Origin of the sequence: Aeromonas sp. A35_P (assembly GCF_002259925.1) — a bacterium.
GTDB lineage: Bacteria > Pseudomonadota > Gammaproteobacteria > Enterobacterales > Aeromonadaceae > Aeromonas > Aeromonas dhakensis.
Genome location: NZ_NEVB01000264.1, coordinates 39,715 through 62,587, shown reverse-complemented (window position 1 = coordinate 62,587; position 22,873 = coordinate 39,715). Strand labels below are relative to the sequence as shown.

The window sequence follows — 22,873 nt, the reverse complement described above, 5'->3', positions numbered from 1 at the left end:
ACTCTATGGCAGGCCATTTTTATTCGCTGTTGATCAAATGTTGCCTGTGAGTCGTGTCAAAAATATTGGTCTGACCAATTTCTATGAGCCAAATCATAAATCCCTCTATTTACCCCTTAAGTGGCAAGGTTGATTCTTGATTCAGATCATCTTTTGGGTGGACTTTTCCCATGCCCTCTGCTAATTTTCGCCCCATTCATGAAATTGGTAATACCAATTTAACAAAGCAGCCTCATGCCCTATCTCAAGATTACTCAACCCAAGTTGGCCGACGCCATTGTCGCCGAGCTGGAACAGATGATTCTGGAAGGCAGTTTGCAGCCGGGCCAGAAGTTGCCGCCCGAGCGGGAACTGGCCATCCAGTTTCAGGTTTCGCGCCCTTCGCTGCGCGAAGCCATCCAGCGCCTCGAGGCAAGAGGACTCTTGTATCGCCGTCAGGGCGGCGGCACTTACGTACAGAATGCCTTGAGCAAAGGGATCGCCGATCCCCTGTTCGAGCTGCTCAGCACCCACCCGGAAGCCCAGTACGACCTGCTGGAGTTTCGCCACGCGCTGGAAGGCATCTGTGCCTACTATGCTGCATTGCGGGGAACGGAAGCCGATTTCGAGCGGATCCGTCAGGTGCAGTCCGCCATCGAGGAGGCTGGCCAGCAAGGCTCGCTGGTAGCCGAATCCGCTGCCGTCACCCAGTTCTATCTGGCGGTGGCCGAGGCGTCCCACAACGTGGTGCTGCTGCATCTGCTGCGGGCCATGGGCCCCATGCTTGAGCAGAACATTTTACGCAATAACGAAATTCTGAATCGCCGTCCGGGAGTGGTCGCCAAGATCCGTCGCCATCGCGCGCATCTGATCGAGGCTATCCTGTCGGGGGCTCCGGAGCGGGCCAGGGCAGCTTGTCATGAGCACCTGGCCTTTATCGAGGACACCTTGTTGGATATGCAGAGGGAAGACAGCCGGATCCAGCGATCCATGCGTCGGATCCGTCAGCAGGAAAACTAATCCCACAAGGCTTTATTGTCGAATGCTTGCGCCCTTCGCCGTGCAATGCCGTGCAATCACAACATAATAGGAACCAGCCATGTCTGATATCCTGAAGAACGATGTGGACCCGATAGAAACGCTGGAGTGGCTTGCCTCTCTGGAATCCCTGCTGCGTGAAGAGGGTCCGCAACGCGCTCAGTTCATCCTTGAACAGTTGGCCGAGAAAGCCCGCGCAAGCGGTGTGGACGTGGCTGCCAAGGCAAATCGCGATTACATCAACACCATCCCGTCCAGCGACGAGCCGGCTTACCCGGGCGACCTGGAGATGGAGCGTCGCATTCGCGCCATCATCCGCTGGAACGCCATGATGATCGTGCTGCGCGCCTCCAAGAAAGACCTGGACCTGGGTGGTCACATGTCTTCCTTCGCCTCTTCCGCGACCATCTACGAAGTCTGCTACAACCACTTCTTCCGTGCCCGCAACGAGAAGGACGGTGGCGATCTGGTTTACTTCCAGGGTCACATCTCCCCGGGCATCTACGCCCGTGCCTTCGCCGAAGGTCGTCTGACCGAAGAGCAGCTGGACAACTTCCGTCAGGAAGTGGATGGCAAGGGTATCCCTTCCTACCCGCACCCGAAACTGATGCCGGAATTCTGGCAGTTCCCGACCGTCTCCATGGGTCTGGGCCCCATCGCCGCCATCTATCAGGCCCGCTTCCTGAAGTACCTGACCGACCGTGGCATCAAGGATTGCTCCGAGCAGACCGTTTACGCCTTCCTGGGTGACGGCGAGATGGACGAGCCGGAAGCCAAGGGCGCCCTGACCGTTGCCGTGCGTGAAAAGCTCGACAACCTGGTGTTTGTGGTGAACTGCAACCTGCAGCGTCTGGATGGCCCGGTGGTCGGCAACGGCAAGGTCATCAACGAGCTGGAAGGCCTGTTCGCCGGCGCCGGCTGGGACGTCACCAAGGTTATCTGGGGTCGCAAGTGGGATGAGCTGCTGAAGAAAGACACTTCCGGCAAGCTGATCCAGCTGATGAACGAGACCGTGGATGGTGACTACCAGACCATGAAGTCCCGCGATGGTGGCTACGTGCGCGAGCACTTCTTCAACCGTTACCCGGAAACCGCCGCGCTGGTCAAAGACATGACCGACGAGGAGATCTTCGCCCTGAACCGCGGTGGTCACGATCCTCGCAAACTGTTTGCCGCTTTCTCCAAGGCTGCACAGACCAAGGGCAAGCCGACCGTGATCCTGGCCAAGACCATCAAGGGTTATGGCATGGGCGAAGCGGCCGAAGGCAAGAACATCGCTCACCAGGTCAAGAAGATGGATCTGGGCTCAGTGCGTCACCTGCGCGATCGTTTCAACCTGCCGGTGACCGACGAGCAGCTGGAAAACCTGCCGTACCTGAAGATCGAAGAGGGTACCGAAGAGCACAAGTACCTGCACGCCCGTCGTGCCGCTCTGAAGGGTTATGTTCCGACCCGTCTGCGCGAGAGCACCACCAAGCTGGAAATCCCGGCGCTGGATGCCTTCGGTCCGCTGCTGGGTGAACAGGCGCGTGAAATCTCCACCACCATGGCGTTCGTGCGTTCCCTGAACGTGATGCTGAAAGACAAGTCCATCGGCAAGCGCATCGTGCCGATCCTGGCTGACGAAGCCCGTACCTTCGGTATGGAAGGCCTGTTCCGCCAGATCGGTATCTACAGCCCGCACGGTCAGCAGTACACCCCGCAAGACCGCGACATCGTCTCCTACTACAAGGAAGACAAGCAGGGTCAGGTTCTGCAAGACGGTATCAACGAGCTGGGCGCCATGTCCTCTTGGCTGGCTGCTGCGACCTCTTACAGCACCAACGACTGCCCGATGATCCCGTTCTACATCTACTACTCCATGTTCGGCTTCCAGCGGATCGGCGACATGGCGTGGGCAGCCGGTGACCAGCAAGCCCGTGGCTTCCTGCTGGGTGCAACCTCCGGTCGTACTACCCTGAACGGCGAAGGTCTGCAGCACGAAGATGGTCACAGCCACATCCTGGCCAATACCATCCCGAACTGCGTCTCCTACGACCCGTCCTACGCCTATGAAGTAGCGGTGATCGTACAGGACGGTCTGCGTCGCATGTACGGTGAGAACCCGGAGAACGTGTTCTACTACATCACCACTCTGAACGAGAACTACGCCATGCCGGCCATGCCGGAAGGCGCCGAGGAAGGCATCCGCAAGGGTATCTACAAGCTGGAAACCGTGGCCGGCACCAAGGCCAAGGTACAGCTGCTGGGTTGTGGTTCCATCCTGGGTCACGTGCGCACCGCCGCCCAGATCCTGGCCAACGAATACGGCATCGGCTCCGACGTGTTCAGCGTCACCTCCTTCAACGAGCTGGCTCGTGACGGTCAGGACGCGGATCGCTGGAACATGCTGCACCCGACTGCCGAGGCTCGCGTTCCCTACATCGCTCAGGTGCTGGGTTCCGAAGCCACCATCGCTGCGACCGACTACATGAAGTCCTTCGCCGATCAGGTGCGTGCCTTCGTGCCGACCGAAAACTATCGCGTGCTGGGTACCGACGGTTACGGCCGTTCCGACAGCCGTGCCAACCTGCGTCGTCACTTCGAAGTGAACGAGTTCTACGTAGTGGTTGCTGCCCTGACCGAACTGGCCAAGCGTGGCGAGGTAGACAAGCAGGTTGTGGCCGAGGCCATCGCCAAGTACGGCATCGATGCCGACAAGGTCAACCCGCTGTACGCGTAAGAGGATCAAGTGTCGTGCCGGGACTCGTTGTCCGGCACGGCCTTGCAAAGGTTAACGCGAAAGACGTGTGACAGCAGTCGGTCACGCGGATGCACGCAAGAGGATAAAGCACAATGTCCAAACAGATTATGGTGCCGGATATCGGCGCCGATGAAGTTGAAGTCACCGAGATCATGGTGGCCGTGGGTGACAAGGTCGAACTCGATCAGTCCATCATCGCGGTAGAAGGCGACAAGGCCTCCATGGAAGTCCCGGCCCCGTCCGCCGGTATCGTCAAAGAGATCCTGATCAAGGTGGGCGACAAGGTTGCCACCGGTTCCCAGATCATGATCTTCGAAGCCGAGGGTGCTGCTGCACCTGCGCCGGCCCAGGCCGCTGCACCGGTTGCAGCCGCACCGGCCGCCGCTCCTGCTGCTGCCGCTCGCAAAGACGTGCACGTGCCGGACATCGGTGACGACGAAGTGGACGTGACCGAGATCATGGTTGCTGTGGGCGACATGGTTGAAGCCGACCAGTCCATCATCGCCGTGGAAGGTGACAAGGCCTCCATGGAAGTGCCGGCACCGTTCGCGGGCCGCGTGGTCGAGATCAAGGTTGCCGCTGGCGCCAAGGTCTCTACCGGTTCTCTGGTGATGGTCTTTGAAGTAGCTGGTGCCGCTCCTGCCGTTGCTGCTGCACCGGCCCAGGCTGCCGCTCCCGTGGCTGCTGCCCCGGTTGCCGCCGCAGCCAAAGAGGTCAATGTACCGGATATCGGTGGCGACGAAGTCGAAGTCACCGAGATCATGGTCGCCGTGGGTGACAAGGTTGAAGCCGACCAGTCCCTGATCGCCGTGGAAGGTGACAAGGCCTCCATGGAAGTGCCTGCGCCGTTCGCCGGTGTGGTCAAAGAGATCAAGGTGAAGGCGGGTGACAAGGTCTCCACCGGTTCCCTGATCATGGTATTCGAAGTGGCTGGTGCCGCTCCGGCTGCCGTGGCTGCTCCGGCTCCTGCCGCTGCACCTGTTGCTGCCGCTCCGGCTGCCGCTGCTCCGGCTGCCGCTGCTCCTGCGCCGGTTGCCCAGGCTGCTGCCGCCTCCGACTTCGTTGCCAACGATGCCTACGTACACGCCTCTCCGGCCGTGCGCCGTCTGGCGCGCGAGTTCGGTGTCAACCTGGCCAAGGTGAAAGCCTCCGGTCGCAAGGGCCGCATCGTCAAAGAAGACGTGCAGGCCTACGTGAAGGATGCGGTCAAGCGCGCCGAGTCCGCTCCGGCTGCAGGTCAAAGCACTGGTAACGGCAACGGCATGAGTGTGCTGGCGTGGCCGAAGGTCGATTTCAGCAAGTTCGGTGATGTGGAAGAGGTCGATCTGACCCGCATCCAGAAGATCTCCGGTCCGAACCTGCACCGCAACTGGGTCATGATCCCCCATGTCACCCAGTTCGACGAAGCCGATACCACCGAGCTGGAAGCGTTCCGCAAAGAGCAGAACGCGATGCTCGAGAAGCAGAAGGCAGACGTGAAGATCACCCCGCTGGTGTTCATCCTGAAAGCCGCCGCCAAGGCACTGGAAGCCCATCCGCGCTTCTGCAGCTCCCTGTCCGAAGATGGCAGCAAGCTGATCATGAAGAAGTACATCCACATCGGTGTGGCGGTGGATACCCCCAACGGTCTGGTTGTGCCGGTGGTTCGCGATGTCAACAAGAAGGGCATCATGGAGCTGTCTCGCGATCTGGCCGAGATCTCCAAGAAGGCCCGTGCCGGCAAGCTGACCGCTGCCGACATGCAGGGCGGTTGCTTCACCATCTCCAGCCTGGGTGGCATCGGTGGTACCAGCTTTACCCCGATCGTCAACGCGCCGGAAGTGGCCATCCTGGGCGTCTCCAAGTCCGAGATGAAGCCGAAGTGGAACGGCAAAGAGTTCGCGCCACGCCTGATGCTGCCGCTGGCCCTGAGCTACGACCACCGCGTCATCGATGGTGCCGATGGAGCTCGCTTCATCACCACCATGAACGGCGTGCTGTCCGACATCCGTCGACTGGTCCTGTAAGTGAGAGGGCGGGCCCAGAGCCTGCCCTTTTTACTTCTCATTTCGTTAACAGGATTGTAAACTTGCCCCGTTTTTTTCACGGCTGCAGCCGCCTCGTTCTGGTTTAAGACTGCGCTGTCCGGGGATATAAGAACGACAAAGAGGTCATGATGAGTAAAGAAATCAAAACCCAGGTCGTAGTACTGGGTGCTGGCCCTGCCGGTTATTCCGCTGCCTTCCGTGCGGCTGACTTGGGTCTGGATACCATTATCGTCGAGCGTTACTCCACCCTGGGGGGCGTCTGCCTGAACGTGGGCTGCATCCCGTCCAAGGCGCTGCTGCACGTCGCCAAAGTCATTGAAGAAGCCAAGGCGCTGGCCGAGCACGGCATCGTCTTCGGTGCCCCGCAGACCGACATCGACAAGGTGCGTCTGTGGAAAGAGAAGGTCATCAACCAGCTGACCGGCGGTCTGGCCGGCATGGCCAAGATGCGTAAAGTCCAGGTTGTGAACGGCTTCGGCAAGTTCACCGGCCCGAATACCCTGGAAGTGGAAGGCGCCGACGGCAAGACCACCGTCACCTTCGACAACGCCATCATCGCCGCCGGTTCCCGTCCGGTTAAGCTGCCGTTCATCCCCCATGACGACCCCCGCGTATGGGACTCTACCGATGCGCTGGAGCTGACTACCGTTCCTGGCAAACTGCTGGTCATCGGTGGCGGCATCATCGGTCTGGAGATGGGTACCGTGTACTCCTCCCTGGGTTCCGAGATCGACGTGGTGGAATTTGCGGACCAGCTGGTACCGGCTGCCGACAAAGATATCGTCAAGATCTACACCAAGCGCGTGGCTAAGAAATTCAACATCATGCTGGAGACCAAGGTCACCGCAGTTGAAGCCCGTGAAGACGGCCTGTACGTCTCCTACGAAGGCAAGCACGCCCCGGCCGAGCCGGTTCGCTACGACAACGTGCTGGTTGCCGTAGGTCGCGTGCCGAACGGCAAGATGCTGGATGCCGAGAAGGCCGGCGTTGCCGTGACCGAGCGCGGTTTCATCGAGGTGGACAAGCAGCTGCGTACCAACGTGGCGCACATCCACGCCATCGGCGACATCGTCGGTCAGCCGATGCTGGCGCACAAGGGTGTACACGAAGGCCACGTGGCGGCCGAAGTCATCGCCGGCAAGAAGCACTACTTCGACCCGAAAGTGATCCCGTCCATCGCCTACACCGAGCCGGAGATGGCCTGGGTGGGTCTGACCGAGAAAGAAGCCAAGCAACAGGGCCTGAACTTCGAAGTCGCCACCTTCCCGTGGGCTGCTTCCGGTCGCGCCATCGCGTCCGACTGCTCCGACGGCATGACCAAGCTGATCTTCGACAAGGAGAGCGGCCGTGTCATCGGTGGTGCCATCGTGGGTACCAACGGTGGTGAACTGCTGGGTGAAATCGGTCTGGCCATCGAGATGGGTGCCGACGCCGAAGACATCGCGCTGACCATCCACGCTCACCCGACTCTGCACGAGTCCGTGGGCCTGGCTGCCGAAGTGTTCGAAGGCTCCATCACCGACCTGCCGAACGCCAAGGCCAAGAAGAAGAAGAAGTAATTCTCTTCCCGCCTCATGAAAAAGCCGCTCAATCGAGCGGCTTTTTGTTTTTCAGCGGCAGGCGGCCGGTTGTCAGCAGCGCCCCTTCTTCGCCTGGCCGGGCGGGCAGAAGGTGCCGTAGCCCCCCCGATCCCCGTCGCTGACCCGGATCCGGGTATCGTCCACGCTCACGTCGGCACCGTGCACCCGCACCGGCCCGCTGCTGCAGGCGCTGAGCAGCCCCCCCAGCACTATCATCACTACCAGCTTGCCCATAACTCCTCCTCTCATTTTCCTGATTATGGGGCATTTTCAGAAGCCGGTGGAGGCGGCGTAAAAGCGCCTGCGTCACGGCTTGCCGTGGTGGCGACAGAGGGCGCCGCAGCGCCCTCTGTCGGGTGATGAAGTAGGCGCCAAAAGTTACAGCCGGAAGTTGCCGACCAGCTTGTCCAGCTCGCCGGAGAGGTGCTGCAGGCTGCGGCTCGACTCGGTGAGCTGGTGGGCGATGTCGGCGGTCTCCATGGTGAGCTGGTTGATGTCTTCCACGTTGCGGTTGATCTCGCCCACCACGCTGGATTGCTCCTCGGTGGCGGTGGCGACCTGGATGTTCATGTCGCTGATCTGGGTGATGTGGGCGGTGATCTGGCCGAGGGCGCCGTTGGCGGCATCGGCCTGGGTGACAACTTCCAGGCTCTGGTTGCGGCCCTGGGTCATGGCGTTGACCGCGCGGGCGCTCTGCTCCTGCAACCGGTTGATCATGCCCTGGATCTCGGCGGTGGAGGCGGCGGAGCGGCTGGCGAGGTTGCGCACCTCGTCGGCCACCACCGCGAAGCCGCGGCCCTGCTCGCCGGCACGGGCCGCCTCGATGGCGGCGTTGAGCGCCAGCAGGTTGGTCTGCTCCGAGATGCTGCGAATGGTGTCGAGGATGCTGCCGATGGAGTCGGTCTGGCTGGCCAGCGACTCGATGACCCCGGCCACCCCTTCAATCTCGCCGGAGAGGCCGACGATGCCATGACGGGCCTGGGCGACCACGCCGGCCCCTGCATCCGCCTGCTCGTTGGCCTGTCTCGCCACTTCTGCGGCGAGGGAGGCATTGCCGGCGATTTCGCTCACGGTGGCCCCCATCTCGTGGATGGCAGTGGCCACCTGCACGGTGCGATCCCGCTGGGCGGTGCAGTTGTGCTGGGTGAGCTGGGCCTTGGCGGCCACCTCGTCGGCGGTGGCCGCCAGTTGATGGGAGTTGCGGGCTACCTGCTCGATGGCGCTGTGGATCTTGCTGACGAAATGATTGAAGCTCACCGTGATCTCCGCCAGCTCGTCATTGCCCTTCAGCTGGGCACGGGAATCCAGTGCCAGGTGTTCGGCGGCATAGCCAATGTACTGTTGCAGGAAGCTGACGCGATTGCGCAGGCCACGCAGTACCAGAAAGGAGACCAGCAGGCAGATGACGAGTGCGCCTCCTATGATGGCGAGCATCTGACTTTCGCCCCGTGCGAAGCTCTGCTGACTGATGGCGTGACGCTGCTGGGCCAGCTTCATCAGTTCGTCGAGCTGGGTGTTGGCACTCTTGCGCATGGTGCCGTAGGTCACCGCGTAGCGTTCCTTGTAGATGCGCCGTGCACTCTCCATGTCACCCTGTTCCATGGCTGCCAGCATGGGCTGCAACTCACTCTTTTCCATCGCTTCGAATTGTTCGAACAGCTGCTGGGCATTTTGCCGCGCGGCAGGATCGACCTGGGCGTTGACAGCCAGCTGCATGGCCTGGCGCATCTCTGGGATGTCCTCTTCCCGTGTCTCCTTGACCCGGGTCAACACCCCTTTTTCATCCTTGAGCGAGGTTTCTTGCAGCAGCATCATGTCGAGCCCCACCCGCATGCGGGGGATGCGCGACACTACCTCTGCCATGGCCCGCATCGGGGTGGCGGTGTTCTCGTAGAGCTCGGTGGCCTGTCGTTCGATAGCGCCCATGCTGCGAAGGCTGGCGGCGCCCACCAGCAGCAGCGCCAGACAGGGCACGGCGACAGCCAGTATCAACTGGCTCTTGATTGTCAGTTTACCCTCTAGCATGGGCTCTCCTCGCTGATCATGACGATGTGAATTATCACAGTATAAATCGACGGATCTGGCGCCAACTTGAGCCTTTGTTAACAAACGGCCAACAAAAAGGGGCGCCATGCGCCCCTTGTGATGTCAAAAGCCTCAAAGTCGGAAGTTGCCGACCAGCTTGTCCAGTTCGCCGGAGAGGTGCTGCAGGCTGCGGCTCGACTCGGTCAGCTGGTGGGCGATGTCGGCGGTCTCCATGGTGAGCTGGTTGATGTCTTCCACGTTGCGGTTGATCTCGCCCACCACGCTGGACTGCTCCTCGGTGGCGGTAGCGACCTGGATGTTCATGTCGCTGATCTGGGTGATGTGGGCGGTGATCTGGCCGAGGGCGCCGTTGGCGGCATCGGCCTGGGTGACCACTTCCAGGCTCTGGTTGCGGCCCTGGGCCATGGCACTGACGGCACGGGCGCTCTGCTCCTGCAACCGGTTGATCATGCCCTGGATCTCGGCGGTGGAGGCGGCGGAGCGGCTGGCGAGGTTGCGCACCTCGTCGGCCACCACTGCGAAGCCGCGGCCCTGCTCGCCGGCGCGGGCGGCCTCGATGGCGGCGTTGAGCGCCAGCAGGTTGGTCTGCTCCGAGATGCTGCGAATGGTGTCGAGGATGCTGCCGATGGAGTCGGTCTGGCTGGCCAGCGACTCGATGACCCCGGCCACCCCTTCAATCTCGCCGGAGAGGCCGACGATGCCATGACGGGCCTGGGCGACTACGCCGGCACCCGCATCCGCCTGCTCGTTGGCCTGCTTGGCCACGTCAGCCGCCAGCGACGCATTGCCGGCGATTTCACTCACGGTGGCCCCCATCTCGTGGATGGCGGTGGCCACTTGCACGGTGCGATCCCGCTGGGCGGTACAGTTGTGCTGGGTCAGCTGGGCCTTGGCGGCCACCTCGTTGGCGGTGACGGCGAGCTGGCGGGAGTTGCTCGCCACCTGCTCGATGGAGCCGTGGATCTTGGCGACGAAGTTGTTGAAGCCGGTGGCCACCTGGGCCAGTTCATCCCGCCCTTCCACCTTGAGGCGCTGGGTCAGGTCGCCGTCGCCGCTGCCGAGTTCACGGAACAGGCGGGCCAGCTGGTTGAGCGGGCGGCTCACCGAGCCGGCCAGCAGCATGCCGAGCAGGCCCATGCCGGCGGCGATGGCCAGGCTCACCAGCAGGATGTGCAGGCGGGCCCGATCCAGTTCGGCATAGATCTCCGCTTCCGGTACCTGGGCCACCAGATACCAGTCGAGCAACGGAATGTAGCTGCTGGCCAGTACCACCGGCTGACCATCCACCTCGGCGTGGGTGGCGGCAAAGGGCTGTTTGTTGAGCAGGTTGGTGCTGCCGCTTGCCAGCTGGGTCAGGCTGTCCCGGTCGATGCGGCTGGCGTCGGGGTGCAGCTTCACCTTGCCGCTGCCATCGGTCATGAAGACGAAACCGCTGTCACCGATGCGGAAGTTGGCGAGCATGCTGACCATGCTGTCGAGGGACTTGGCGAGACCGGCGAGGCCGCGGCCATTGAGTTGCTGGAAGTTGACGAACAGCTTCACCTCGCCGTTGCTCTCGCGAAAGATGCTGAGCATCAGGTCTTGCGGGCTCTTGGTGTAGCCGTAGAACCAGGCGTCCTGCTCCGGGGTGAGGTTGCGCAGGAAGCCATCCTGGTTGTAGTAGGCGGCGCTCTGGCGATCGGCGAAGGAGGCGGTGACCAGCCCATACTGGCTCGTCATGTCCTTGAGCTGGTCGATGAGGATGCTCTCCTGCTCCTTGGGCATGCCGCGGGCCACCCAGTCCAGCACGAAGCGATCGTTGGCCAGCTGTCTGGCGGCGCCGGCGACCGAGGTGAGATCCTTCTCGATCTCCTTGCCGATGCGCTGGGTCAGGTTGGGCAGCTCCTGTTCGAACATGCGGGTTTCGATCAGCTGCTGGGCCGAGCGCTGGCTGAAGTAGCCCACCAGCAGGCAGGAGAGCACCACGGCCAGGTTGACCGTGGCCAGAATTTTCTGTTTGAGTGTCAGGCTTGCAAGCATAAGAGTGACTCGGGTGGATGAACGCAGGATTGAGCACATATTAGCGGCAGCCCGGCGCCACCCTTGATAGGCCGGCCCACTTTATTGATGGATTACGTTTGCGCTCACATCGCCGCCTGGCCTGGCTGTGTCCGCCTGCGTCGGAATGCGTGCCGATAACCCGTGCCAACTGTTGCGGTTCGTTTTGCGCACCTTATAGTAGGCTTCACTGCCTAGCTGGCTTGTCCTGGATTCAATGGAAAATCATATGCGCATCTTTCGTCGAGGATGGAACCCCCTGTTCCTGATGTTGCTGGCCTGTCTGCCACTGATGGCGGCGGCCCAGTCCGAGCGGCCCAAAATAGCCCTGGTGCTGAGCGGCGGCGGTGCCAAGGGGTCGGCCCACATCGGCATCCTCAAGGTGCTTGAGGAGAAGCGCATCCCGGTTGACATCATAGTGGGCACCAGCATGGGCTCCTACGTGGCGGGCATGTACGCCATGGGGCTGAGCGCCGAAGAGGTGGAGCGCACCACCCTGGCCATCGACTGGAACAAGGGCTATCAGGACAAGGTAGGGCGCGATGAACTCTCCCTGCGCAAGAAGCAGCAGAGCGAGCAGTATCAGCTGCGCACCGACATCGGCGTCAACGGCGACTCGGTCCAGTTCCCCGACGGTTTCTTCCAGGGCCAGTCCATGGCCAGCCTGCTGCGCCACGCCACCTCCAACCTGCCGGTACAGAAGAGCTTCAACGATCTGCCCATTCCCTACCGCGCCATGGCCACCGACATGGAGACGGTGACCCCCTTCGTGCTGGACCACGGCAGCCTGGCCAAGGCGATGCAGGCCTCCATGTCCATTCCCGGCGCCCTCAAGCCGGTGGAGTGGGAGGGGCACATCCTGGCCGATGGCGGTACCGTCAACAACATGCCGGTGGACGTGGCCAAGGCGATGGGGGCCGACGTGGTGATCGCGGTGGACATCAGCGCCAGGCTGCGCACCCGCGAGTCCCTCAAATCCGGGCTCGCCATGATCGACCAGCTCACCACCTACATGACCCAGGTCGGCACCGAGAAACAGAAGGCGCTGATGGGGCCAGACGACATTCTGCTGACGCCGGAGTTCGGCAACATGGGCATCGCCGACTTTGCCCTGATGCCGGAGGGGATCAAGCTCGGAGAGGAGGTGGCCAACCGCGCCTCGGCCCAGCTCGACAAGCTCTCCCTCTCACCGGCCGCCTATGCCGCCTATCGCAACCAGAAGCTGAGCCGGCGTGCCGAGCGCAGCGGCCAGCCCGCCTACTACATCGACAAGGTGGAGATCATCAACAAGTCCCGTCTCTCCGACGAGACGGTGCGCGCCATGCTGAAGGTGCGTCCCGACAAGATCCAGACCAACGAGAGCCTGGAGGCGGGCATTCGCCGGCTCTATGCGCTGGAGTCGTTCGATCGCATCACCTACGAGGTGGAAGAGCGGGGTGGCGAGAACGTGCTGGTGGTCGACGCCAGCGAGAAGAACTGGGGGCCGGGCTACCTCAACTTCCAGTTCGGCTTCTCCGATGACTTCGAGAGCAGCTCCAACTACAACGTGGGCATGTCCTACACCCTCACCAACGTCAACGATTGGGGGGGCGAGTGGCTGACAGAGGCATCCCTCGGTACCGCCAAGCACTTCAAGACCGACTTCTACACCCCGCTGGAGCCCTCCCAGACCTTCTTCGGCGAGGCTAGCCTGGCCTATGACAAGACCCAGCGCCGCATCTTCATGCCCGAGGAGACGCGAGCGGCCGATGGGGTGAGCTATATCGATTCCGAATACAACTTCACCAGCGTCGATCTGGCGGTGGGCTGGAATCGCCAGCCCTGGAGCCGTCTCTCGCTCGGACTGGAGGGGAAGGTGGGCGACATCGACATTCGCAACGTATCGGATGCCAAGGTGGATGCCTCCTCCTGGGGACCCTATGTTCGCTTCGAACACGACACCCTCGACAGCCGCAACTTCCCCTATCAGGGCGCCTACTGGGATATCAAGGGGGGGTACTCCGCCGTCCGGCTGGATAACAGCAGTGATATCAATGAGTGCTATGAGGGGGTCAACTATCACCTGGCGATGATCAAACCCTGGTCCTGGGACAGACACAGCCTTAACCTCTTGCTGGAAGGGGGAGGTTCCACCTCGCAGGAGGAGTATCCGCTGTTCGTGCAGGATCTGGGCGGGCTGTTCCGCATGTCCGGTTTCCAGCGCTACCAGCTGAGCGGTCGTTACAGCCTGTTTGGCGGGCTGCGCTACATCTATCGGGTAGCGGACAACGACTTCGGCGCACTGCGGGCCCCGCTCTATCTGGGGGGCTCCCTCGAGCAGGGCGGGGTGTGGAACAAGGGAGAAGAGATCAGCATGGAGAGCTCCTTCACCGCCGGCTCCGTCTATGTCGGGGTGGAGAGCTTCCTTGGCCCCATCTTCCTCGGCTACGGCATGGCGGAGGGGGGCAACGACATGTTCTATCTGCAATTGGGCAGCACGTTCGAATAACGGGTAAATGATGCCTTTTTGTTAACTTATTTATGGTGCGCCATTTGTCAGCTTGTAAAACATCAGCAAGTTTAGATGGTTATGTTGTTTTGATGAATATCTGTACAGGCTTTGGATTTTAATTAGTCGTTAAAACTTATATAGTGGGGGGCACCCTACGGGTGTCCCGCAAGGACGATCGCCGCGAGCGTGGGCGAACCCCAAAAAAAGACCAAAGAGGAATTAGTCGTGCTTGAAACATACCGTAAACACGTCGCAGAACGTGCCGCCGAAGGCGTGGTTGCCAAACCTCTGGACGCAGAGCAGGTCGCCGCCCTGGTCGAACTGCTCAAGAACCCGCCCGCCGGTGAACAAGACTTTCTGAAAGAGCTGTTGTCCTCCCGTATTCCCCCAGGCGTTGATGAAGCGGCCTATGTCAAAGCCGGCTTCCTCACCGCCGTCGCCAAGGGCGAAGCCCACTCTCCCATCCTCACCGCTGCCGAAGCCGTCGAGCTGCTCGGTACCATGCAGGGTGGTTACAACATTCAACCGCTGATCGACCTGCTGGACGATGCGACCCTGGCTCCTCTTGCCGCCAAGGGCCTCTCCCACACCCTGCTGATGTTCGACTCCTTCCACGACGTGGAAGAGAAGGCCAAGGCGGGCAATGCCCACGCCAAGCAGGTGATGCAATCCTGGGCCGACGCCGAGTGGTTCCTCTCCCGCCCCGAACTGGCCGAGAAGATCACCGTCACCGTGTTCAAGGTGACCGGCGAAACCAACACCGATGATCTGTCACCGGCGCCGGACGCCTGGTCCCGCCCGGACATTCCGCTGCACGCGCTGGCCATGCTGAAGAACGCCCGTCCAGGCATCACCCCGGACAAGGATGGCGTCATCGGCCCGATCAAGACCATCGATGCCCTGAAAGAGAAAGGTTTCCCGCTGGCTTACGTGGGTGACGTGGTCGGTACCGGCTCTTCCCGTAAATCCGCCACCAACTCGGTGCTCTGGTTCATGGGCGACGACATTCCGTTCGTGCCGAACAAGCGCGCCGGCGGTGTCTGCCTCGGCGGCAAGATTGCTCCGATCTTCTTCAACACCATGGAAGATGCCGGCGCCCTGCCCATCGAAGTGGACGTCTCCAAGCTGGAAATGGGCGATGTGATCGACATCTACCCGTATCAGGGCAAGATCTGCAAGCACGGCACCGAGCAGGTGCTGGCCCAGTTTGAACTGAAAACCGACGTGCTGATCGACGAAGTGCGTGCCGGTGGCCGTATTCCGTTGATCATCGGCCGCGGCCTGACCGACAAGGCCCGCGAAGCGCTGGGTCTGCCGTTCTCCACCGTGTTCCGTCGTCCGCAGCCTGTGGCCGATACCGGCAAAGGCTTCACCTTGGCCCAGAAGATGGTGGGCAAGGCGTGCGGCGTGAAGGGCATCCGCCCGGGCACCTACTGCGAGCCCAAGATGACTACGGTCGGCTCCCAGGACACCACGGGCCCGATGACCCGCGACGAGCTGAAAGACCTGGCCTGCCTCGGCTTCTCCGCCGACCTGACCATGCAGTCCTTCTGCCACACCGCGGCTTATCCCAAGCCCATCGACGTACAGACCCACCACACCCTGCCGGACTTCATCATGAACCGCGGCGGTGTCTCCCTGCGTCCGGGGGACGGCGTCATCCACTCCTGGCTGAACCGCATGCTGCTGCCGGATACCGTGGGTACCGGTGGTGACTCTCACACCCGTTTCCCCATCGGCATCTCCTTCCCGGCGGGCTCTGGCCTGGTGGCCTTCGCCGCCGCCACCGGCGTGATGCCGCTGGACATGCCGGAATCCGTGCTGGTGCGCTTCAAGGGCGAGCTGCAGCCGGGTATCACCCTGCGTGACCTGGTCCATGCCATCCCCTACGCTGCCATCCAGAAAGGGCTGCTGACCGTCGAGAAAGCGGGCAAGAAGAACATCTTCTCCGGCCGCATCCTCGAGATCGAAGGTTTGCCGACCCTCAAGGTGGAGCAGGCATTCGAGCTGGCGGACGCCAGCGCCGAGCGCTCCGCCGCCGGTTGCACCATCAAGCTGGATAAAGAGCCGATCATCGAGTATCTGAAGTCCAACATCGTCATGCTGAAGTGGATGCTCTCCGAAGGCTACGGCGATGTGCGCACTATCACCCGCCGCATCAAGGGGATGGAAGAGTGGCTGGCCAACCCGGTGCTGATGGAAGCGGACAAGGACGCCGAGTACGCCGAGATCATCGAGATCGATCTGGCCACCATCAAGGAGCCGATCCTGTGTGCGCCGAACGATCCGGACGATGCCCGCCTGCTGAGCAGCGTGGCCGGCGACCAGATTGACGAGGTGTTCATCGGTTCCTGCATGACCAACATCGGCCACTTCCGTGCCGCCGGCAAACTGCTCGAGAAGTATCAGGGTGAGCTGCCGACCCGCATGTGGATCGCCCCGCCCACCAAGATGGACAAGGATCAGCTGACCGAAGAGGGCTACTACGGCATCTTCGGCCGGGTCGGTGCCCGCATCGAAATACCCGGCTGCTCCCTCTGCATGGGCAACCAGGCGCGGGTAGCGGAAGGGGCCTCCGTGGTCTCCACCTCCACCCGCAACTTCCCGAACCGTCTGGGCAAGGGTGCCAACGTCTATCTGGCCTCCGCCGAACTGGCTGCGGTTGCCGCCATCCTCGGCAAGATCCCGACCGTGGCCGAGTACCTGCAGTATGCCAAGTCGCTGGATGCCACTGCCGCCGACACCTATCGCTACCTCAACTTCAACGAGATCGCCTCCTACACCAAGAAGGCCGATGCGGTGATCCTGCAGCAAGCGGTATAAGGGGAGGCGCCGACAGAGCGCATCCGTACTGACTCCAAGCCCCGGCCCGTGCCGGGGCTTTTGTTTGTCTCGCTGTCAGCATCTGGTCAATCTTTGCGCATGTTAGGGCCCGATTCAGCATCGGCTGTTAAGGTGGGCTGCCATGTTTGCTGTATGGTCCCGCCATGTCGATGTCGCCGCTCAACCTGGATTTCTCCCGTACCTGGCTAAGGTTCGGATGCACCTTGCTGCTGTTCATGCTGCCCTTTTCGCTCGGGCTGTGGACCATCTACCACGGTCATCTGCAGACGCTGGATCGCCAGTCGCAACGTTCGGCCCGACAGGCGGTCACCCTGATGGAGATCATGCTGACCCACGCAGAGGGGGCCAACCAGGCCTTGCGTCCCTTCGTTGACAAACCGTGCGAGCAGGCCCTGTTCACCCTGCGCCAGCAGGTGGCGCTGGTGCCCTTCGTGCGCACCGTCAACCTGGTGGGGGAGCAGGGGATCTATTGCAACTCGCTGTTTGGTGCTATCCAGTGGCCGGATCGGCTCGAGCATTACAGCGGTGGCCGGCTGCGGCTGATGGCCGGCAATCAGGTGAGGGCCGATCACCCCTTGCTGGCGCTGCGCGACAGCGAGGGCGCCATCTTCAGCACCATAGACAGCGACTACCTGCGCTTCATGCTGGTGCTGAGTGGCCACCCCTGCACCCTGCTGTTGCACGTAGGCAAACAGTGGCTGGATGAGCGGGGCGTGCTGAGTGAAGAGCCGCAGGCGCCCTCCATGCTGGCCGGTCATGAGATCCGCTCTGCCCGCTACCCGCTACCCGCTCTGCCCGCTACCCGCTACCCGCTCTCCATCTATGCCGGGCACGATCTCCCTTCGCTCTGGCGCTCCCTCTGGCAGACCCGCCCCTGGGCCATCCTGCTGTTGCTGGGGATCTGCTTCGGCTTTGCCCTGCTCATCTGGTGGTTGCTGGGGCGACCCCGTTCCCCCGGGATCGAGCTGGCCCGTGCCCTGCGCAATCGGGAGTTCGTACCCTATCTGCAACCGCTGGTGGAGGCGGGGAGTGGTCGGGTGATGGGAGGCGAGGTGTTGATGCGCTGGCAGCACCCGACGGCCGGGTTGATCCGCCCCGATCTCTTCATCCCCCAGGCGGAGGCGAGCGGCCTGATCGTGCCGATGACCACCCTGCTGATGGAGGAGGTGGCCCGCGAGCTGAGCATGGCGCGAGAGCTGGTGCCCCACGGCTTTCACATCAGCTTCAACATCAGTGCCGTCCACTGCCGCGACATGACGCTGCTTGCCGGGTGCCGGCGCTTCCTCGATCACTTCGCGCCTGGCCAGGTGGTGCTGGTGCTGGAGCTGACCGAGCGGGAGTTGCTGGTGGCGGATCCCAAGACGCTGGCGCTGTTTCGCCGGCTCGACGAGATGGGGGTCAGGCTGGCTATCGACGACTTTGGTACCGGCCACTCCAGCCTGCACTATCTGCAGCAGTTCCATGTGGACTATCTCAAGATAGACAAGTCATTTATCGGCAGGATCGGCACCGAATCCCTCTCCGAGCACATAGTCGACAACGTGATCGATCTGGGAACCCGGCTCGGCCTCGCGCTGGTGGCCGAGGGGGTGGAGACGCGCCGGCAGGCCGACTACCTGAGGGGCAAGGGGGTCGACTACCTGCAGGGCTATCTGTTTGGCCGCCCGCTGCCGCTGCGCGAATTTCAGGAGGTGCTGCGCCACTCCTGCGTCGATCCCGCGCGGCAGGCGCTCTCGGCCTGAGTCGTCAGGTGAGGGCGTGCAGCCACTCCGCGAGCTTGGCGTGGGCACTGCCGGGAGCGGGCGGAGCGGGGGCGAGCAGGTGATAGCCGGTGCCATCCGCAATGAAGCCGAGCGGCGCTACCAGCAGGCCGGCTTCTATGTCGTCGCACACCTGCCGGTAGGGGCCGATGGCGACTCCCAGCCCGGCAACCGCCGCCTGCAGGCTGAAGTAGAAGTGCTCGAAGGTCTGCCCCGGTGCCTCCTCGCCGGCGGGTTGGCCGGCGTGCTGCAACCACTCCTGCCAGGCCCCCGGCCGGGTCTTGGTGTGCAGGCGGGGGGCGCCAGGGCGCAGGGCCGGGCCGTTTGCCCCCGTCTCGAAGAAGTGCGCCACCTTGCCCGGCTGGCAGACCGGCCCGGTCAGCTCTTCGAACAGCGGCTGGCTGTAGAGCTCGGCGGGCCACTGGAAGTCGTTGCGCCGGATGGCGAGATCGATGCCGCTGCCGAAGTTGAGGGCGCCGCCACCGGCCATCAGGTGTACGTCCAGCTCGGGGTGCAGGGCCTGGAAGGCGGGCCAGCGCGGGATCAGCCAGCGCATCAGCAGGGTCGGTTCGCAGGAGATGACCAGCGACGTCGGCCGCCCCTGCTGGCGCAGTGCCTGCGCCGTCTGGCGGATACCGCCCAGCCCCTCCCTGACCGCCTGATAGAGCCGTTCGCCCGCCTCGGTCAGAAAGACTCGGCGCTGGCGCCGCTCGAACAGCATGACTCCCAGATCCTCCTCCAACAGCCGCACCGCCCGGCTGACCGCGCCGTGGGTGAGGTGCAGCTCGTCGGCGGCGCGGCTGAAGTGTTCGGTGCGGGCCGCCACCTCGAAACAGCGCAGCGCGGTCAGGGCGGGCAGCGACAGGTTTTTCTGTGAGTTATTCTCACCGTTCATGTCAGAAGTTATCGTTCGTTATTGGTGCTATGGCCAAATAAAATAGCCGATATTCCATGTGATTAGGACTATTTTCATGACCGAACTGTTAGCTGTAGTAGCCATTACCTTCTTTGCCGTCATCAGCCCGGGACCCGACTTCGCCATGGTGTCGCGCAACAGCCTGCTGCTCTCGCGCCGCAGCGGGGTGCTGACGGCGCTGGGCATCGGCGCCGGGGTCTGCGTGCACGTCACCTACACCCTGCTCGGGGTGGGGCTGCTGATCCAGCAGTCGCTCTGGCTGTTCAATCTCATCAAGCTGGCGGGGGCCGCCTACCTCATCTTCCTCGGCATCAAGATGCTGCGGGCCAAGCCGGTGACCGCCGAGGTGCTGGCCGAGCAGCCCGCCCTCTCCAGCCTGGGGGCGCTGCGCACCGGTTTTCTGACCAATGTGCTCAACCCCAAGACCACCATCTTCATTGTCAGTCTGTTCATGCAGGTGGTGCAGCCGCAGACACCGCTGGCGGTCCAGCTCGGTTACGGCGCCTTCATCGTGTTGGCCCACGCCGTCTGGTTCAGCGCGGTGGCGATCTTCTTCTCCACCGACTCGGTGCGGGGTCGGCTGCTGGCGGTGCGCCACTGGATCGATCGGGTGTTCGGTGGGCTGCTGGTGGGATTCGGCATGCTGCTGGCACTGACCCAGCAGACGCGCTGAGGTGAGGGGAGAGGCGCTCTCCCCTATCCACCCCCGACTGTAGGGGCTTGTTTTTCATGCCTTGTGGTCCGCTTTTCGGTAGAATTGGCGCTCATTTTGACGTCAATAAAGATGAGGGGTGGTATGACGGTCAGGTTCCAGGCATTTCACAGCATCAAGGCGATAGGTCAGCGGGAGGTGCTGTTCAACTGGTCCAGGACCAATCCGCTCGGTGCACTGGAGCAGGTGTGGCGTCCGAAGAATCGCGACGAACTGCAGCAACTGCTGCGGGAAAACCCCGAGCGCAAGCTGCGCCTCATCGGCTCCGGCCTCTCCTTCGAACCTATCCACAGCGTCTATGCCGAGGGCAGCCAGGCGCTGCTGGTGGACTTGCACCACCTGCGTGGCCAGTTGGCGCAGACCGCCGACACCGTGACCTATCAGGCGGGCACCCCGCTCGATACCGTCTACGCCGATCTCATCGCCATGGAACGGATGCTGCCGGCTTCCCCCGGCGTCATCGGCATCCAGACCCTGGGCGGTGCGCTCAGCACCGGCACCCACGGCCAGGGGCTGCACCAGTCCGCCCTCTGTGATGCGGTGGCGGCCATGACCGTGATGCTGGCCAGTGGCGACATCATCCGGGTGGATCGCACCGACCCCCGCTTCGGTGCCTTCGTGATGGGGATGGGGATGCTCGGCATCCTGCTCGACGTCACTCTGCAGACCGTGCCCAACCGCATCATGCGCTGCACCAAGTTCACCACCGACTACCCCTTCCTGCTGGAACACAACGAGCGGCTCAACCGCGAGCACGCCTTCGTGAAAAGCTGGTGGTTCGCCTGGACCGGTGAGAGCCACATCTGGCTGGTGGACCCCGCCTCCGAGGAGGAGGTGGCCCGTTATCGGGCAGGTGGCAGCGAGCCGCTGCTGCTGGAGGGCGACATCGACGCCCGCATGAACGCCACCATAGATGCGACTCTGCAGAAGATGGCCAAGGACACCAAGGATGAGGCGCTGGCCGGCGAGCACTTCGAGACGGTGCGCCGCTTCAAGGATGCCTCCGATCTGGTGGGCAACGTCTACCAGATCCTCTGCAAGGGGATCCCGGCGCCCCAGATCAACTGCGAAGTGGCGGTGCCGCTGCATCGCATGAACGAGGCGCTGGAGACCCTGCAGGCGTGGCAGCAGGCCAACCCCGGCGTGCTGCACTACCCCTTTATCCTGCGCTGCACCGGCCCCTCCAAGGCCTGGCTCAGCGCCGCCTATGATCAGTCGGTCTGCTGGATCGGGTTCCTGGTCTATCTGGCGGCGGACGGCACCTTCGTCAACGGCTCCATGGAGCAGATGCGCGAGCTGCAGCAACTGCTGGTACCGCTTGGCGGCATCCCGCACTTTGGCAAGCACCTGGCGATGGATCTCTACGACTTCCCGGCCCTGCTGCCGCGCTGGCACGACTTCCTGGCCCTCAAGGGCGAGCTCGACCCCCACGGCCGCTTCGAAAACCGCTGGCTCGCCGACCTGTTTGCCAACCGGTAAGGACCTGACATGACCGATATGCAAGATACCCGCATCCCCGTGACCCTGCTGACGAGAGGGGAGTCATCCCTATGACGGACATGCAAGATACTCGTATCCCCGTGACCCTGCTGACCGGCTTTCTCGGCAGCGGCAAGACCACATTGCTCAACCACTGGGTCAAGCAGCCCGAGCTTGGCGAGTGCGCTGTGCTGATCAACGAGTTCGGCTCGGTGGGGCTGGATCACCACCTGGTGCAGCAGGTGGACGAGCAGGTGGTGCTGCTCGATTCCGGCTGCATCTGCTGCTCGGTGCAGGGCTCCCTGGTGGAGGCGCTGCAGGGGCTGTTCATGAAGGCCATTCAGCGCAAGATCAAACCGTTCAAGCGACTCATTATCGAGACCACTGGCCTCGCCGATCCGGCCCCCGTGCTGTTCACGCTGAGGGAGGAGGGCTTTATCGCCCAGCGTTACCGCTTCGACGGTACCGTCACCGTGGTGGATGCCGGCCATATCGAGCAGCAGTTGGCGGCTCAGTATGAAGCGGTGAAACAGGTGGCGCTGGCGGATCTGCTGGTGGTGAGCAAGGGCGACCTGGTGGAGGACGAGCAGCTGGAGCGGGTCGAAGCCCAGCTGGCGGCCCTCAACCCAGCAGCCCCCATCGAACGGGTCAGCAACGGGGTGCTGTCGCCTGCGGTGCTGGAGAAGCTGGGGGCCTACAACGAGGCGGCCGGGCGCGACGTGCGCCAGCTGCTGGCCTGGCTGTGCACCGAAGCCCCGAAACAGGGGCTGGCCTCGCCGATGCAGCCGAAGATGAAGCCATTCGCCGCCAAGGTGGGCACGGCCGCGCCGACCCACTTCGAGCACGGCAATATCGAGAGTTTCGCCCTGCGCATCGGCGAGCCGCTCAAGCCCTCCCGCCTGCTGGCCGCCATCGACGCGGTGCAGGCGCAATACGGCGATGCGCTGCTGCGGCTCAAGGGCATCTTGCAGCTGGAAGGCGAGAGCCAGCCGGTGGTGATCCACGGCGTTCATGGCCAGCTCTATCCGTTGCAGGCGCTGGGGGAGTGGCCGGAAGGCAAGGCCCAGTCCCGGCTGGTGTTCATCGTGAAGAGTCAGGACAAGGCGGGCATAGAGCGGTTGTTCCTTGATACCCTCAAGGCGCCCGAGCCCAGCCTGGAAGAGCAGCTCAGAGCCATGCTCGGCCAGCCTGATTCCTGATGTAATGAGATGACCCGCGCTT

The 22,873-nt window shown here is 62.6% G+C and carries 14 protein-coding genes; 10 read left to right on the top strand and 4 right to left on the bottom strand.

The features are described 5' to 3' along the window. Positions 1-234 precede the first annotated feature (234 nt). The 4 genes from pdhR to lpdA all read left to right on the top strand — a co-directional run bounded on the left by pdhR (position 235) and on the right by lpdA (position 7,346). Entirely contained in the window at positions 235-999 is a 765-nt protein-coding gene (pdhR, locus tag CAK78_RS22560) for a pyruvate dehydrogenase complex transcriptional repressor PdhR (RefSeq protein ID WP_005305630.1), read from the top strand. 79 nt (positions 1,000-1,078) lie between these two features. Next, positions 1,079-3,739 (top strand): pyruvate dehydrogenase (acetyl-transferring), homodimeric type, encoded by a 2,661-nt coding sequence (aceE, locus tag CAK78_RS22555; protein ID WP_017766424.1) that lies wholly within the window; start codon positions 1,079-1,081, stop codon positions 3,737-3,739. A gap of 113 nt (positions 3,740-3,852) precedes the next feature. Next, complete coding sequence (gene aceF / locus CAK78_RS22550) at positions 3,853-5,766, top strand: pyruvate dehydrogenase complex dihydrolipoyllysine-residue acetyltransferase (protein WP_094698778.1); 1,914 nt, start codon at positions 3,853-3,855, stop codon at positions 5,764-5,766. A 149-nt stretch (positions 5,767-5,915) separates the two neighbouring features. Then, positions 5,916-7,346: a dihydrolipoyl dehydrogenase gene (gene lpdA / locus CAK78_RS22545; RefSeq protein ID WP_094698777.1), complete on the top strand. Its 1,431-nt coding sequence runs from the start codon at positions 5,916-5,918 to the stop codon at positions 7,344-7,346. A 72-nt stretch (positions 7,347-7,418) separates the two neighbouring features. Here lpdA and CAK78_RS22540 read toward each other — a convergent pair whose 3' ends face one another. The 3 genes from CAK78_RS22540 to CAK78_RS22530 form a co-directional block, all read right to left on the bottom strand. Next, positions 7,419-7,601 carry a hypothetical protein gene (locus CAK78_RS22540; protein WP_017779057.1) on the bottom strand — a complete coding sequence of 61 codons (183 nt, stop codon included), beginning with the start codon at positions 7,599-7,601 and terminating at the stop codon, positions 7,419-7,421. Positions 7,602-7,745: 144 nt separating this feature from the next. Continuing rightward, positions 7,746-9,392 (bottom strand): methyl-accepting chemotaxis protein, encoded by a 1,647-nt coding sequence (locus CAK78_RS22535; protein ID WP_010635966.1) that lies wholly within the window; start codon positions 9,390-9,392, stop codon positions 7,746-7,748. A 132-nt stretch (positions 9,393-9,524) separates the two neighbouring features. After that, the gene (locus tag CAK78_RS22530; RefSeq protein WP_176452898.1) at positions 9,525-11,432 is read right to left on the bottom strand and encodes a methyl-accepting chemotaxis protein; all 1,908 of its coding nucleotides are present in this window, start codon (positions 11,430-11,432) and stop codon (positions 9,525-9,527) included. 247 nt (positions 11,433-11,679) lie between these two features. Between CAK78_RS22530 and CAK78_RS22525 the strand changes: the two genes are divergently transcribed. The 3 genes from CAK78_RS22525 (at position 11,680) to CAK78_RS22515 (ending at position 18,527) form a co-directional block, all read left to right on the top strand. After that, positions 11,680-13,938 (top strand): patatin-like phospholipase family protein, encoded by a 2,259-nt coding sequence (locus CAK78_RS22525; protein WP_094698775.1) that lies wholly within the window; start codon positions 11,680-11,682, stop codon positions 13,936-13,938. Positions 13,939-14,166: 228 nt separating this feature from the next. Then, positions 14,167-16,764 carry a bifunctional aconitate hydratase 2/2-methylisocitrate dehydratase gene (acnB, locus tag CAK78_RS22520; protein WP_094698774.1) on the top strand — a complete coding sequence of 866 codons (2,598 nt, stop codon included), beginning with the start codon at positions 14,167-14,169 and terminating at the stop codon, positions 16,762-16,764. A gap of 164 nt (positions 16,765-16,928) precedes the next feature. Beyond that, positions 16,929-18,527, top strand: a complete 1,599-nt coding sequence (locus CAK78_RS22515; RefSeq protein ID WP_094698773.1) for an EAL domain-containing protein — start codon at positions 16,929-16,931, stop codon at positions 18,525-18,527. Positions 18,528-18,531: 4 nt separating this feature from the next. Here CAK78_RS22515 and CAK78_RS22510 read toward each other — a convergent pair whose 3' ends face one another. Beyond that, positions 18,532-19,440, bottom strand: coding sequence for a LysR family transcriptional regulator (locus CAK78_RS22510; RefSeq protein WP_094698772.1), 909 nt, complete (start codon positions 19,438-19,440; stop codon positions 18,532-18,534). Between the two features lie 76 nt (positions 19,441-19,516). Between CAK78_RS22510 and CAK78_RS22505 the strand changes: the two genes are divergently transcribed. The 3 genes from CAK78_RS22505 (at position 19,517) to CAK78_RS22495 (ending at position 22,851) form a co-directional block, all read left to right on the top strand. Beyond that, positions 19,517-20,134 carry a LysE family translocator gene (locus tag CAK78_RS22505; protein WP_024944780.1) on the top strand — a complete coding sequence of 206 codons (618 nt, stop codon included), beginning with the start codon at positions 19,517-19,519 and terminating at the stop codon, positions 20,132-20,134. Between the two features lie 123 nt (positions 20,135-20,257). Next, on the top strand, positions 20,258-21,652 hold the full coding sequence (locus CAK78_RS22500) for a D-arabinono-1,4-lactone oxidase (RefSeq protein ID WP_094698771.1): 1,395 nt from the start codon (positions 20,258-20,260) through the stop codon (positions 21,650-21,652). Positions 21,653-21,723: 71 nt separating this feature from the next. After that, positions 21,724-22,851 carry a CobW family GTP-binding protein gene (locus CAK78_RS22495; RefSeq protein WP_176452897.1) on the top strand — a complete coding sequence of 376 codons (1,128 nt, stop codon included), beginning with the start codon at positions 21,724-21,726 and terminating at the stop codon, positions 22,849-22,851. The last annotated feature ends 22 nt before the right edge of the window (positions 22,852-22,873 follow it).

Bases quoted from the DNA above. Each gene is read 5' to 3' on its own strand.
- CAK78_RS22500 (WP_094698771.1), top strand. From the start codon at position 20,258: ATGACGGTCAGGTTCCAGGCATTTCACAGCATCAAGGCGATAGGTCAG.
- aceE (WP_017766424.1), top strand. From the start codon at position 1,079: ATGTCTGATATCCTGAAGAACGATGTGGACCCGATAGAAACGCTGGAG.
- pdhR (WP_005305630.1), top strand. From the start codon at position 235: ATGCCCTATCTCAAGATTACTCAACCCAAGTTGGCCGACGCCATTGTC.
- lpdA (WP_094698777.1), top strand. From the start codon at position 5,916: ATGAGTAAAGAAATCAAAACCCAGGTCGTAGTACTGGGTGCTGGCCCT.
- CAK78_RS22540 (WP_017779057.1), bottom strand. From the start codon at position 7,601: ATGGGCAAGCTGGTAGTGATGATAGTGCTGGGGGGGCTGCTCAGCGCC.
- CAK78_RS22505 (WP_024944780.1), top strand. From the start codon at position 19,517: ATGACCGAACTGTTAGCTGTAGTAGCCATTACCTTCTTTGCCGTCATC.
- CAK78_RS22510 (WP_094698772.1), bottom strand. From the start codon at position 19,440: ATGAACGGTGAGAATAACTCACAGAAAAACCTGTCGCTGCCCGCCCTG.
- CAK78_RS22495 (WP_176452897.1), top strand. From the start codon at position 21,724: ATGACGGACATGCAAGATACTCGTATCCCCGTGACCCTGCTGACCGGC.
- CAK78_RS22530 (WP_176452898.1), bottom strand. From the start codon at position 11,432: ATGCTTGCAAGCCTGACACTCAAACAGAAAATTCTGGCCACGGTCAAC.
- CAK78_RS22515 (WP_094698773.1), top strand. From the start codon at position 16,929: ATGTCGATGTCGCCGCTCAACCTGGATTTCTCCCGTACCTGGCTAAGG.
- aceF (WP_094698778.1), top strand. From the start codon at position 3,853: ATGTCCAAACAGATTATGGTGCCGGATATCGGCGCCGATGAAGTTGAA.
- CAK78_RS22525 (WP_094698775.1), top strand. From the start codon at position 11,680: ATGCGCATCTTTCGTCGAGGATGGAACCCCCTGTTCCTGATGTTGCTG.
- CAK78_RS22535 (WP_010635966.1), bottom strand. From the start codon at position 9,392: ATGCTAGAGGGTAAACTGACAATCAAGAGCCAGTTGATACTGGCTGTC.